This is a genomic window from Adonisia turfae CCMR0081 (assembly GCF_011009555.1).
Classification (GTDB): Bacteria; Cyanobacteriota; Cyanobacteriia; order Phormidesmidales; family Phormidesmidaceae; genus Leptothoe; species Leptothoe turfae.
The window spans coordinates 3,728,314-3,742,652 of sequence record NZ_QXHD01000004.1 but is presented as its reverse complement, the minus strand read 5'-3'; the positions used below and the strand labels follow the sequence as shown (position 1 = coordinate 3,742,652).

At 50.7% G+C, this 14,339-nt stretch carries 10 protein-coding genes; 6 read left to right on the top strand and 4 right to left on the bottom strand.

The genetic code is table 11. The features are described 5' to 3' along the window. Positions 1–399: tetratricopeptide repeat protein (locus DXZ20_RS20245; RefSeq protein WP_163703557.1), on the top strand; the 399-nt coding region annotated here is incomplete at its 5' end. Between the two features lie 210 nt (positions 400–609). After that, a complete protein-coding gene (locus DXZ20_RS20240; protein ID WP_163700123.1) occupies positions 610–2,472 on the top strand; it encodes a serine hydrolase in 1,863 nt (620 codons plus the stop codon). 62 nt (positions 2,473–2,534) lie between these two features. Here DXZ20_RS20240 and DXZ20_RS20235 read toward each other — a convergent pair whose 3' ends face one another. The 4 genes from DXZ20_RS20235 to DXZ20_RS20220 all read right to left on the bottom strand — a co-directional run bounded on the left by DXZ20_RS20235 (position 2,535) and on the right by DXZ20_RS20220 (position 7,331). Then, positions 2,535–3,002, bottom strand: a complete 468-nt coding sequence (locus DXZ20_RS20235) for an ExbD/TolR family protein (RefSeq protein WP_348918712.1) — start codon at positions 3,000–3,002, stop codon at positions 2,535–2,537. A 26-nt stretch (positions 3,003–3,028) separates the two neighbouring features. Further along, positions 3,029–5,668, bottom strand: coding sequence for an alanine--tRNA ligase (gene alaS, locus DXZ20_RS20230; RefSeq protein WP_163700121.1), 2,640 nt, complete (start codon positions 5,666–5,668; stop codon positions 3,029–3,031). Between the two features lie 268 nt (positions 5,669–5,936). After that, complete coding sequence (locus tag DXZ20_RS20225; RefSeq protein WP_163700119.1) at positions 5,937–6,629, bottom strand: ATP-dependent Zn protease; 693 nt, start codon at positions 6,627–6,629, stop codon at positions 5,937–5,939. Positions 6,630–6,749: 120 nt separating this feature from the next. After that, positions 6,750–7,331 carry a pentapeptide repeat-containing protein gene (locus DXZ20_RS20220; protein ID WP_163665913.1) on the bottom strand — a complete coding sequence of 194 codons (582 nt, stop codon included), beginning with the start codon at positions 7,329–7,331 and terminating at the stop codon, positions 6,750–6,752. A 426-nt stretch (positions 7,332–7,757) separates the two neighbouring features. On the opposite strand from DXZ20_RS20220, the gene DXZ20_RS20215 reads away from it, so the two are divergent. The 4 genes from DXZ20_RS20215 to DXZ20_RS20200 all read left to right on the top strand — a co-directional run bounded on the left by DXZ20_RS20215 (position 7,758) and on the right by DXZ20_RS20200 (position 14,337). After that, positions 7,758–8,414, top strand: a complete 657-nt coding sequence (locus tag DXZ20_RS20215) for a rhomboid family intramembrane serine protease (RefSeq protein WP_163700117.1) — start codon at positions 7,758–7,760, stop codon at positions 8,412–8,414. Positions 8,415–8,738: 324 nt separating this feature from the next. Continuing rightward, a complete protein-coding gene (locus tag DXZ20_RS20210) occupies positions 8,739–9,308 on the top strand; it encodes a hypothetical protein (RefSeq protein ID WP_250565847.1) in 570 nt (189 codons plus the stop codon). A gap of 395 nt (positions 9,309–9,703) precedes the next feature. Then, positions 9,704–12,340 carry a calcium-translocating P-type ATPase, PMCA-type gene (locus DXZ20_RS20205; RefSeq protein WP_163700112.1) on the top strand — a complete coding sequence of 879 codons (2,637 nt, stop codon included), beginning with the start codon at positions 9,704–9,706 and terminating at the stop codon, positions 12,338–12,340. Positions 12,341–12,621: 281 nt separating this feature from the next. Beyond that, the gene (locus tag DXZ20_RS20200) at positions 12,622–14,337 is read left to right on the top strand and encodes an LIC_10190 family membrane protein (RefSeq protein ID WP_163700110.1); all 1,716 of its coding nucleotides are present in this window, start codon (positions 12,622–12,624) and stop codon (positions 14,335–14,337) included. Positions 14,338–14,339 lie beyond the last annotated feature (2 nt).

Sequence of the window (14,339 nt, the reverse complement as noted above, 5' to 3'; positions counted from 1 at the left end):
CCTGATCATCCCTCTACCGCTCGGAGTCTGAATAATTTAGGAGGGTTGTACCGCACCATGGGGCGCTACGAAGACGCCGAACCCCTCTACCAGCGATCCTTAGCCATCTATGAAGCCCAGCTCGGCCCTGATCATCCCGATACCGCTCGGAGTCTGAATAATTTAGCAATGTTTCTCTATGGGTTAGAACGTTATGCAGAGTCAGCTAACTGTGGTGTCAAAGCCCTAGACATTTTTCTTGCCAAACTCGGGCAGGACCATCCCAACACCCAAACCGTTGGCAACAACTTTATTGCCATCTTGCAAAAGGTGATCGAAACAAACCAAACACAACAACTTGACCATCACCCCCTCACCCAAACCATTCTAAAAAATCTGTTGTCCAACAGTTCCGAATAATTCACCTATCCCACAGCTACGCTACAATACCCAACCCTACAGGGTCATACCCCATTTCCAAACACCCTATCCCCACAACAATCCGACCCCAGGTCTCCAAAAAATAACGCGCCTACAACTACGGATCACCTGATTGGGTGACCCAATCGCATGATGTGAAAGCGGTCTTGTCATTGCCAAACTAACAATCACACATGCCGCAAGTTCATTATGTTTATCCCTGAAACATCTCAGACTGTTACACCTCCGGTTGTAGTCGGTGCTGACCTACTCCCCTCAACAGCCCATAACAGCATTACCCCCACCCCCCACCCCTCCATACCGCTTGCCCTCTATAGCCCCATGGTTGCCCATGAAATTAACCATGAAGCTGCCCCTAGTTTGACGGCCAACCCTAAACAGATCCATCGCATTAAGGGCACCGTTAAAAACGACAACCTGGTAGGCACCGCGAATAATGACATCATTCAGGGTAAAGCCGGTGAGGATCACCTGTTGGGTAACGCCGGTCACGATCGACTGCTGGGGGGCCAGGGGGATGATTATCTCCACGGTGGAGCAGACAATGATCGACTGCTGGGAGAAGCGGGCCATGACCAGCTTATCGGCGGCAGCGGCAACGATGTCTTGCTGGGGGGCCAGGGAAATGATCGCCTATTTGGGCAAGCGGGTCGAGATCGCATACGCGGTGGTGTCGGTGACGATCAGCTCGACGGTGGCACCGGGCAAGACCGCCTGTTTGGCGGAGCCGGTCGCGATCGCTTAATTGATCGCGATGGCGGTGATGTACTCGTAGGCGGGGCCGGGGCCGATGAATTTTGGATCGGCTCCGGGACCAACGGCATCACCCGCATCCGAGACTTTCAAAGGGGTCGCGATCGCATTAAATTTACCCAATTAGGGCTTACCTACAACAATCTTAGCTTTGACCGCCAGGGCCACCATACAATTATTTCCCACCAGGACCAGCAACTGGTAAAACTCCACAATATTCACCCCCATCAGCTCAAGGCCAACAACTTTGAATTTGGCGATGCCAGTCTGATTGCCACCCTGCAAGCGGCCCTGGAATCCAGCGAAGCCCCCGGTGCAAACCTGCACATCATCACAGGGGACGGCTCGGTTTGGAATGGCGCAGCTGGTCTTGCCAACCTGGAAAATGGCACCCCGATGCCTGCGGATGCCGCCATGGACATCGGCAGCATTACCAAACCGATGGTGGCCGTCGTCACCTTGCAACTGATGCAGGAAGGCAAACTAAACCTGGATGATACCCTCAGCCAGTGGCTGCCCAACACCATCGGCAAAATTGAACACAGCGAAACGATTACCCTGCGCCAGTTGCTTAACCATAGCAGCGGTATTCCAGATTTTTTAGATGATGATTTTGCAGCGGCAATATTGTCAGATCCCCACCGCATTTGGCAACCGGAAGATTTTTTGCAGTTGGCCTATGGGGAACCTGGCAACTTTACACCAGGGGAACGCCACAGCTATAGCAACACAAACTATACGCTGTTGGGACTCATTATTGAGGCAGCTACCGGTGATAGCTTAGGGGGACAATTGCGATCGCGTCTCTTTGAGCCCCTGGGCATGGATGCATCCTCGGTGGTCTATGACAATGAAATGACCGATAACGTGCTGCGCGGGTATGTTGACATCCAAGAAATCGACCCATCGGCAGAATCACAACTTGTTCCCGTCTTCTTTCATCCCACTGCCCAGGGCTTTGGCGAAGGGGGTGTCATTGCGTCGGTGGCAGACCTGGCCCGATTTTCTGAAGCCCTGCACAATGGAGAACTGTTAACCCCTAACGCCTTTAATCTAATGCAGCAGGAGAGTCTCGTGGTTGAGGAAGGCGATCGCGATCGCTATGGTCTCGGTCTGGAACTACGCGATACCCCTGGCGGTCCTCTGCTGGGTCACAATGGTGGTTTTCCAGGCGCTGGCAGCTTTATGTACTTTCTGCCAGAACAACAGCTCACCATCGTCACCCTTGAAAACCAAGAGGAAACCTCAGGACAACCGTTTATCAATCTCTTCAAGGCATTGTTAACAGCAGAGGAATAATAATATCCAGATGGTAGGCATGGCCCACCGTCCAAGTCAAAATGAATCCTTCAAAATCAATATCACGGTTGCTGCGTCGCAATCCCCAACCGTACACCTGCCAAATTCCGAATCCGATCCATCACCGCCACCACCTGACCATGGGGCGTCGCCGCATCGGCCCGGATGGTCACCATGGCAGGCTGCCCCGGTGCAATTAGCGCCTGCACATCAGCCGGCAAGGCCTCTAGCGTCACTGGCTCATCCCCCAAAAATAATGCCCCCTCTGCCGTAATCGTTAGGGTCAGCGCGGCCTCATCTTGACTGACCGAAGTGGTTGCTGTGGGTAGCGTCACCGGCAAACCCTCCGCCCGTGTCAGGTACAGCGTAGAGAGAATAAAAAACGCCAGAATCGCAAAGACCACATCGATCATCGGCACGATGTTGATAGTCAGACGAGATTCTTCATCAGGGGGAAGATGCATAAATCGTAGGATGGGCACGGCCCACCAAAGAATAGGTGGCATTAAATGCAGCAGCAGGGCAACCACAAGGGTATGCCCCTACATTTTGCCCCCTACCCCAAAGCCTCTGCCAACTGATGCTTCGCAGCATCCAATGCCTCGGGCAATTTCGACGCATCACGACCGCCTGCCTGGGCAAAGTTTGGCCGACCGCCACCGCCACCGCCAGTAATCTTGGCAATACCGCCGATAAATTTACCAGCCTTCAAACCTTTATCCATGACAGGCTTACTAAAGGTTGCCACCAGACTCACCTTGCCCTCAGCGGGGATAGACCCCAACACCACAGCACCATCGCCTAGCTTCTGTAACAAACACTCAGCCGCAGTCTTCAGAGAATCTGCATCCACTTCGCCCATGTTGGCCACCAGCACCTGGAAGTCACCCAGGGTTTCTGCTTGGTCTAACAGCTGATCAGACTTCAGTAACGCTAACTCAGACTTAAGGCCATCAACGGTTTTCTGTGTGGCCTTAAGCTCACTCTGTAGGTTAGTAATTCGGTCCACCAGGTCCTCAGGCTTGGCCTTAAACCGATCGCTCAGATCCTTCACAATCTGATCGCGCACGTTTAAGTATTCCAGCACCGCCGGACCAGCCACGGCCTCAATGCGTCGCACGCCAGCGGCAATCCCTGATTCGGCAATAATCTTAAACACACCGATCTCAGCTGTATTGCCCACATGGGTGCCGCCGCACAGCTCCATGGATACACCAGGAAAATCGACAACGCGCACCTCATCGCCATATTTTTCGCCAAACATAGCGGTCGCCCCCTTAGCCTTGGCATCGTCAATGGGCATGACGTCCACCTGGGCACCATGGGCCTCAGCAATCCAGGTGTTCACCTGGGCCTCTACCTGCTGCACCTCAGCAGCCGTCAAAGCACGGGGGCAGTTAAAGTCAAACCGCAAGCGGTCAAAGCTCACCAGTGAACCCGCCTGGGAAATGCTATCGTCCACTAGCTTTTTCAGGGCAGCCTGTAGTAGATGGGTGGCGGTATGGTTGGCCTGGGCACGACGACGGCAGGCGCGATCAATCTGAGCACTAACGCTATCGCCCACCTTCAGGGTGCCACGCTCCACTCGACCTAGATGGATATACAGGGTATTGTCCTTTTGCACATCCTCAATGCGTACCACCAGGGTATCGCCAGCCAGAAAACCGCGATCGCCAATTTGACCACCGGACTCGGCGTAGAAGGGAGTCTGATCCAGCACCAGTTGCACTTCAGTCCCCGCTTCTGAGGTTTCCACCGTTTCACCATTGACTAAAATGGCCCTAACCGTACTTTGGCTAGTGGCATCGGTATAGCCAAGGAAGTCAGTAGAATCGATGCCCAACTCGCTGAGGTTGCCCTGGGCCAGCAGGTCAATGGTTTCATGGGCACTCTTAGAGCGCTCCCGCTGGGCTGCCATTTCTATTTCGAACCCTTTTACATCGACGATTAGGCCATTCTCTTCGGCAATTTCTTGGGTCAATTCCAGGGGGAAGCCAAAGGTGTCAAACAGCTTAAAGGCCTCTGCACCAGAAATCTGCTTGGGCTTACGCTCAAGGATTTCAGCCAGTAGCTTTTCACCCCGCTCCAGGGTTTTGAGGAACTGGTCTTCTTCACGCTGTAGCTCAGCTTTGATGATGTCTTCTCGCTCCCGCAGGTCAGGATAAGCGGACTCACAAAGTGCGATCGCACTCTCCGCCACTTCATTGATAAAGGCACCTTCGATACCCAGCAGGCGACCATGGCGCACCACACGACGGATCAAGCGGCGCAGAATATAGCCCCGACCCACGTTGGATGCGGTAATGCCATCGGAAATCATATGCACCACGGACCGCACATGGTCACCAATCACCTTCAGCGAGACCTTGGCAGACTCATCCTGCTTGAAGTAGTCCACCTTAGCGATGTCTGCAGCCGTCTGAATAATCGGAAAAATTAGATCCGTTTCGTAATTATTGGGCTTCTTCTGAAGGATTTGGGCCATGCGCTCTAGCCCCATGCCGGTGTCGATGTTCTGGGCCTGTAGCGGCGTCAGGTTGCCTTCGGCATCCCGGTTATACTGCATAAATACCAGGTTGTAGAACTCGATAAACCGGGTATCGTCTTCGAGATCAATGTCGTCATCCCCTTTTTCAGGGTGGAAGTCATAGTAAATTTCAGAACAGGGGCCACAGGGACCTGTAGGCCCCGACTTCCAGAAATTATCCTCTTCACCCATGCGGATGATACGTTTTTCAGGCACACCGACCTGGTCGCGCCAGATGGCATAGGCCTCGTCATCTTCGCGAAAGACACTGACCACCAAGTTCTGAGGGGCGAGTTTAAAGACTTCAGTGGAAAGTTCCCAAGCCCAAGCCACGGCCTGCTCTTTAAAATAATCGCCAAAGCTAAAGTTGCCCAGCATTTCAAAGAAGGTGTGGTGGCGGGCGGTGCGGCCTACGTTCTCAATGTCGTTGGTGCGAATACATTTCTGAGACGTGGTAGCTCGGTCTACGGGTGCCTGGCGCTGGCCCAGAAAAATAGGCTTAAAGGGCAGCATACCGGCAATAGTCAACAAAACCGTGGGATCTTCGGGCACCAGTGACGCACTGGGCAGGATCTTATGACCTTTCGCTTCGTAAAACTTGAGAAAGGCCTGGCGAATCCCAGCGCCAGTGGTAACTGATTTTTTTAACCCAGGCTTTGACGTAGACATTTTTTTAACAGGCGCGCTTGGCGGACTTAGGTTTGCGTGGATAAGGGGTTAACAACTTAAAGGTGAAAGATATCCTAAGGAAAGACGTTAGGAGCCAGTTCACCCTGACTTCTAACTCCTAGATTCTGATTTCTCACCTAATCAGGCTTTTCGGCTCAAGTTGATACCAGGCTTTACTATTCTGACCGATGTTGCATCAAGTTTGATGAAACGGCAATGGTTTTGTAGGTATTCATTAACGAATGGATGTGTTCCGTAGAACGAGGGGCTAGACCTCTGCCGATTGCAGATTCTGCTCAATCAGCTCGCAACACTCGTTTACGGGACGACGCTCGGCCATGGCATCGATCAAGGCCCCGTAGGCATCAGATTCTTTTTCAATGAGGTTTTTGGCCTGGAGCATAGACCAGCGCTGCTTTAGGGGCACTTCCGCTAAGGGGCGATTTATTTGCCGCCACAATACATTTAGTTTCAGCCGATCGTCCCGGCCACCTTGGGCGGTACCATAGGCGATTTCTTCGGCGGCAATGCCGGCCATCCAAACGGTGCAGTAGCGATCGATTTCTTGCTGGCTGATTTTGCCGTTCTCCACCGCTCGGTCGATGCCGTCGGTTTTGAAAATTACGCCGCCACTGCCATCAACTCCGGAACGCAGGGTTTCCCAGGCTGTCAGGGTGTAGGCATCAATGGGAATGCCCAACAGATAGGCGGTTAAAAAGTGGCCTGCTTCGTGGCGGACAATGCGATCGCAATATTCCGGCGACCGCTGTGACAGCCAATCCACCAGCAGACGACCACCGCGCCCTTGCCAACCCAACTGATCAATGGTGATCAAACCCAATAGAGTCGCCGTAACTGTGGCTAGCCCCTCCGGCGAAATCGCCATTAATGGACCTAGCAAAATTAACATCGTCACCGAAAAAAACGAGACGGCGATGAGATTTAGGGTGATTTCACTCATAGTTTGACCGATACAACTGGGACAATGCGGGGGTGCAACCAGGGCGTCCTCAGACCTCGACCTGCCGGTTTACCATAGCGGCAATGCTGGGTGAGGACGAGGACAGGATTTAGACCAGAATTAGCAGTTGCGATCGCCCAAGGTGCCATCGGGTAGCACCGTGTCACAGATAATCGCCTCTGCCCAGGTAGCCCCACGCAGATTTGCGCCCTTGAGATTGGCTCCACGCCAATCAGCATCACCAATGACGGCAGCCGTCAGGTCCGCCTTCTGAAGATTCGCCCCCTGAAAATTCGCCCCTTCAATATTGGCCTGGGTCAGCACAGTCCCCGTCAGATCGGCCCCGCGCAGATCAGCGCCCTGTAAACGGGCACCGTTCATAGAGGCACCCGCAAGATTCGCCTCACGCAGATCAGCGCCCTGTAGTGCCGTCAGCATCAAATTAGCTTCTTGCAAATTGGTCTTGCTTAAATTTGCATCGGAAAGCTCTGCAATTTTGAGGTTGACCCGAGCAAAATCTTCCCCTGACAGATCAGCCTCATTGAGGATGCAGACAGGACAGTCCCTCAGCTCTAACAGCATGTCCACATCATCTTGAATGTACGCCCAGCCAGGAGACGCAAAACTCAATAGCCCCAAAAAAATAATTGATAGTGCCCCAAAGACCGCACCAAAGCCCGTCGCCAACGATTTTAAGTTCATCCTTTTTCCAAGTGTGAATTCAGACTGGTTCCAGACATCGATGTCACCTACTCCATCCTAAGAGCTGACGGACTTCTCAACCAGCAACCCTATAACAATGGCACCAGACCCATAGTATTTTCCCATCCATTGGCAGCCGATATGCATGGCCGCCATAGGAAATCTCAGCCATACCCAGTATCTGAAAACACCTACAAAAAGCAGCATTCCGTGCATTGCCAATGTGCTAGCCAAGCCTAGACTCCGATGGGTGTTGAATTTTGTTTACGTTCAAAGTTTTTGTGCATTTTTTACAAAAATCTAAGTAAAGTAAAGTACAACCGTCTATCTACGTAGGTGTATCTCATCCCGTTGAGATACGACCATAGGGTGCTTCTACTCGTTCAGATTCACAAAATCTAATATTTATAACAGCAGGTTTGTGTCATGACCGGGGTTAAGCAACAGCTTGTCCTTATCTACATGATTTTGGGCACAGTTATACTCTCGATGTTTGTTCCCATCGACTGGCAAACCCAAGCTAAAGTCCTGCGGGACTGCATTATCATGGCTTGGGTGGTGGGTGTTGTTAATTTTGCCTACCTAGGAGGTGGCTTAAATCGGTTACTGGGCATTCGTCCCCGTGCACCGTTAGGGCTATTGGGTATTGTATTTTCCCCTCTCCTCCATCGCAATGCTGGGCATTTGATTGCCAACACACTGCCCTTTGCCATTTTAGGTTGGCTCGTCCTACTGCAAGGTATCGACAATTTTTATGCCATCAGCCTGGCGATTTTGTTGGTAAGTGGCTTAGGCACCTGGATTTTTGGCCGTTCTGCCATTCACCTGGGAGCCAGCGGTTTAATTTTCGGATATCTGGGCTATTTAATCGCGCGAGGATATCTAGAAGTCACCCTTATGACTATTGGATTAGCATTTGTCGTCATGCTGCTCTATGGTGATCAGTTTTGGACCATGCTACCAGATTCAGAAGAGACCACATTGTCGTGGGAGGCTCATATGTTTGGTTTTTTAGGAGGCGTACTTGCGGCCTATAATCCTATTTTTCTAGAGCAACTTAATAGATTTCTAGCAAGCTTATAAAAGCTTTTTATAAGCTCTTTTGCAACTTTCTATAAACCTGTCAAAAAACGGCTATGACAGCACTTCAACTGTCATAGCCGTTTGTTTAGTTGTAGTTTAGATTGGTTTAATCAATCTGTTCCCAGTATTGACTACATGACTTATTTGACGCCTAAAAATCATTTTTTTGAGTAGGCGCTATTAGCCATGGGTTACATAACAGTTAATGTGTCCCCCTTACCCCTTATCAACCCAGGGATTAAGTAGATGGGTTCCATAACTTGCTCATTTTTGTAGTAAATACTGTGTTAGAAAAGGCCAAGTTAACCAATGGGGGTATCCACCATGAAGGCTGTTGCAATTGCGAGTGCGCTCATTTCTCTCGGTGCCATCATTAGTCCGGTTCTGGCTCAAGAGACTACTGTTGAGCAGACTGAACCCGTTATTGTCGCCCAGACCGAGCAAACCCTGAACACTACCGTTAGTAGCGACGAAACACTTTACCTAAATAAAGATGAAGTCCATGAATACAACCTCGTATTAGAAGACCGCACGTCCATTGGCGATCGCTTCTTGCCAGAAGGCAGCATTATTCGAGGGCAGTTTGAGCCAGTGGACGGCGGACTCCGCTATGTGGCAACGTCTGCCGAGGTAGGAGACCGCATCTTTGACATTGATGCCACATCTGAAACTCTCGCCGATCGCAAAGACCCACGCCAAACTGACGTTGGCGACATTATCGAAGATGCAGCCATCGGTGCAGCAGGGGGATTGATTGTGGGTGAAATCCTTGGGGATATTGACTTCCTAGAGATTTTAGGGGGTGCCGCAGCGGGGGTTGTTGTGGGCAACGTCACAGCACCTAGCGTCGTTGTCATTGAGCCTGATCAATCGATCCTGTTGTATCAAGACTAGGCAGGGTTAATGAAGCTTGCAACTTAGCAGAATGTTATCTTTCGCAAGCATAATTAGTGCTCTAGCATATTTAGATACAGACTATAACTGCGGCAAAAATCTTCTTTTGCCGCAGTTTTTTGCCATTATTGATTTAGACAATAAATCTAGCTACAAGATACCCTAACGGTCTGGCTAACGGTCTGGGTTCAACCGATAAAGTCACCCCAAAAATCAACCAGGCCGTTAATGATTTTCACCTTTAGTATTCTCTGTTAAGAGTATAAAACCTTTATCTGTCAGAGAGCTACACTGGAAGTCTGGCGGGCAAAAATCGTTAAATCGATTTTTATATGGTGAGAGATTGTTGTTTATCCCTCACCACTCACCATTCACCACTCACCACATAGGTAACTGTGAGTCACTGGTATCAACTGGAAGCCGATGTCGTGGCACGGCAGATTAACAGCGATCTAGAGGACGGATTAACCACTGCAACAGCTCAACAGCGGTTGTTGCGAGATGGTCCGAATGAGCTCATGGCGGCCAAGGGTAAATCTCCCTGGCAGGTACTGTGGGGTCAGATCAGTGAACCCCTGGTGGTGATGCTGATTGTGGCGGCGGTTATTTCTGGAATAGTGGGGGATTTACGCGATGCGATCGCAATTCTCGCCATCGTCATTTTTAATGCAACCTTAGGATTTCGCCAAGAACGCAAGGCCGAACGAGCCCTGGCTGCCCTTAAAAAGCTAGCCGTACCAACAGTGCGTGTAAAACGGGATGGCCAGATTCAGGAATGCTCCATGGTCTCTGTGGTACGCGGCGACTTAGTGCTGCTAGAAACTGGCAACGTTGTTCCTGCCGATGGACGTTTAGTGGAAACAGTGAACCTCCAGGTGCAAGAAGCGACCCTCACAGGCGAGAGTGCTCCCGTAGACAAACAGGCATCCGCTGTGTTGACGGAGGAACAACCCCTCGGTGACCGCTGCAACATGGTTTACCACAGTACCACCATCACCCGTGGTCGCGGTACTTTTGTGGTGACCGAAACCGGTATGGAGACTGAGATTGGCCACATTGCCCGGATGCTGCAGTCAGTTGATGTGGAGGCCACACCTCTACAAAAACGTTTGGCCCAGCTTGGCAAGGTTCTCGGCGCAGGAGCCATTGCCATTTCCCTGGTGATTGCCACCATGGGCTTTATCCAGGGAGAACCGCTACGGCAAATGCTGATCACCGCCGTTAGCATTGCCGTAGCCGCCGTGCCCGAAGGACTGCCAGCGGTCGTCACCATTGCCCTGGCCCTAGGGGCAGAGCGTATGCTCAAGCGCCAAGCACTGATTCGCCATTTACCAGCGGTCGAAACGTTGGGTTCGGTAACAACAATTTGTTCTGACAAAACCGGTACCCTCACGGCAAACCGCATGACGGTCACCGTATTGGACATGGCTGACGAACAAGTGGCGCTGGAGGATGCCCTGAATAATCCGTCCCTGAGTCTGTTATTGCTGAGCGGTGCCCTATGTAATGACGCCTCTTTAGATAATGACCAAGCCATTGGCGACCCCACTGAAGCTGCCCTAATCACAGCTGCCGCTCAATTGGGATTACCCAAACGCAAGCTCGATCAGCTGTGGCCCCGCATCGACGAGGTCCCCTTTGACTCAGACCGCAAGCGCATGACCACCTACCACCGCTGTGAACAACCGTTGCCAACCTTTCTACAACAGACATGGCAGCAGGTAGCTCCCAGTCATACCAATACCGTTGTTTTTAGTAAAGGGGCACTCCACAGCCTCATACCCACCCTAGATCGGGTCTGGGTTGATGATCAAGTACAGCCCCTCACAGACGATCTGCGCCAGCGAATTTGCAGTGCCCATGATCATCTAGCCAATCAGGGGCTGCGGGTGCTGGGTCTGGCCTTCCGTCCCTTGGCCAGTGCTCCAGAAGAACTGGAGCATCAGCTGGTATTTCTCGGCATGATGGGTCTGATGGACCCCGCCCGTCCAGAGGTTAAGGATGCCATTGGCCTCTGCCAAACCGCTGGTATCCAGGTGGTGATGATTACCGGCGATCACCCCTTAACGGCCAAACACATTGCCCAGGACTTAGGCATTGGCAGCAATCCCCTACTCACAGGCCAGGACCTCAGCAAAATGCCCGTCGATGAATTGGAGACCGTCGTCACCAAGATCGGGGTCTATGCACGGGTCACACCAGAAGACAAGCTGAAAATTGTTCAAGCTCTACAGCGACGCGGTCACATTGTTGCCATGACGGGCGATGGTGTCAACGACGCTCCGGCCCTAAAACAGGCCGACATTGGTGTTGCCATGGGTATCACCGGCACCGACGTCGCTAAAGAAGCCGCAGACATTGTGCTACAAGACGACAACTTTGCCTCCATTGTTGCTGCGGTCAGGGAAGGGCGGGTGATCTATGACAATATTCGCAAGTTTATCAAGTACACGCTGGCAGGGAATGTGGGCCAGTTATGGTTGTTGTTTTTAGCACCATTCTTGGGGATGCCGATTCCGTTGGTGCCCATCCAGATTTTATGGATCAACTTAATTGCCGATGGTTTGTTAGCCCTGGCGCTGAGTTTTGAACCAGCGGAACAACGCGTCATGGAAAGACCGCCCTACCATCCCAATGAAAGTATTTTTAGCCGAGGCATGGGAGCAGATATCCTATGGATTGGTTTATTCTTGGGTCTGATTTTAATTCTCGTTGCCTATGACTACCAAAGTAGCGGCAACCCTGCCTGGCAAACCATGGTATTTACAACCCTGGCATTTTCTCGCATTGCCCTGTCAGAGGGAGTGCGTTCTTCATCAGAGTCTCTGTTTCGAATTGGTCTACTATCCAATACAAAACTTTTAGGGGCAGTGATTGTCACCTTCTGCCTACAGCTGGTGGTAATTTATGTGCCCGTATGCCAGGTCTTTTTCTCAACCGTAGCTTTGAATGGACAGGAATTTGCGATCGCACTTCTCCTAGGCACAGTCATTTTCTGGGCCGTAGAATTTAAAAAGGCATTATTTCGATAGAATTTTCCCTATAGGTCTTCAGTCCCATTGTCATTTCTTAGAAGACATTATGAGATTTTTTTTAGAATCACAATCATAGCCATCTCTTCTTATATTCGTTCTGAGTTCTTAATTATGCACTTTCGTACATGTTAAGATTAAACATATTTACGCGCTAACATGAGTGGCGTTTCCATAAAGAGAACGAGTATTTTGAAAATCATGCCGTCTGTTTAGCATAATTTAGACAACGCACAAGGTTTTCTGTAGGCAAAAGATTAATAGAGAGGCCAAGTAGAACTGTGATCTACTTTATTGCGGCATGGGGCATTTTATCCGTTATCAGTTGGCTTATTGGCATCGCGATCATTATCGGATTACGAGCAGATTGTTTTGATCGCATCGGTGATAGCATGATGGCAGCCTTTTGGTTAGGGCTTGTTTTATTAGCCAATGGCCTACTTTTAATCTCACTAGCGCTACCACTTTCTCCCATCGCTGGTTTAGCCGTTGCAATGGGAGTGGGTCTACCGCTACTCTGTTGGCCCGCCATCAGGGCCGAAATTTATCACCTCTGGCAAGCCAGATCGCCAGCTATGGTTTCAGCTGTCATGGGCTGGACCGTTCTGATAGCCATCTACATGACAACAAAGGTGACCTGGTTTGATACAGGGCTCTATCATTTTGGAGCGGTTCGCTGGTTATCCAAGTTTGGCACCGTCCCTGGCCTGGCCCTAGTGTTAAACAATCTTGGTTTCACGTCCTCATGGTTTGCCCTAGCTGCCCCCTTAACCCTGGAATCTGTGGCATCTCGCGTCACCGCTGTGGCCAATGGCTGGGTGTTTTTGATCATTACCTGCCATGGGTTTCTTTCTTTGGGGCGTTGGTTCATGGGCAATGCAAGAATCACCGACAAGTTTATGGTGATTTTTCTGGGGCTAGTCCTATCAGCCATGATCCTGAGTCCATTTTTAGAAACCATTCTCATCTCCTCTTCACCCGACATTCCGGTCATATTTCTCTCTGGCATTATGGCCTGGAGCATTCTAGCAGTGGTGAACCGACCTCAGCCCTCTGGGAAAATAACAGATGCCAATCCTTGGAATGCCTCTCTCATTCCGTTATTCCTTGCCTTGGGTGCAATAGCCATTAAACTATCGGCACTGCCGCTCTTGCCCGTTGCACTGCTGTTTTATTGGCAGCGGCAATTCCCAAATTTTCGGCGTTTATTGATTGGATGTGTGCTCTCGTTGCTACTTTTAACGCCGCTCATAGTAGTCAGCATTGTGACTTCAGGATGTCCTCTTTACCCGTCTTCTATGCTGTGTGTAAATGTACCCTGGCGGGTACCCACAGAAGTCATCGACAAAGCGGTAGAGGTGATTACCTTTTGGGAGCATAACTTTGGAGATATTCCCCCTGGCCCCAGCCGTTTTCTATGGCAGCTATGGGAGTGGCTAAAATTCTCCCACTTTAATATTGTCATGCTGATACTCATGGTACTGTCAGCGGTTCTGGCATTACCCACTTTCGTGTTAGCGCGCAAACAGAAGATTTATGGTACCCCATGGCTGTTGTGCTGCAGCGTCATCGGCATGGTATTCGTCATGGTGCGTGCCCCAATGGTGCGCTTTGGTTTGGGTTATTTTGTAACGATTCCAGCCATTGGCACGGCTGTGCTGAGCACCGCCTATATTGCCAAATCTAAGTGGCAGCTAGATTTCTCAGGGTTTAACATCCGCAAATATTTGCCCCAAGCCTTGTTTGTAGGCTTAGGATTGACTGCAGCTCTAATTCTATTTAAGCCAGCGATCCAAGCTCGTTTGCTACTGCCACCAAAGATGCCGAGTACCGGTTTACAGGCAAGGCAATCCTATGACGTTCAATATGTAAAACCAGCGAATGACAACAGCATTAAATGTTGGGATGCGCCCATCCCTTGCACTTACAATGAGCTTAATATTCGCTTACGCAATCCAGCTCGTGGTCTGCGAGGGGGATTTATACCGGCAGAGTAAGG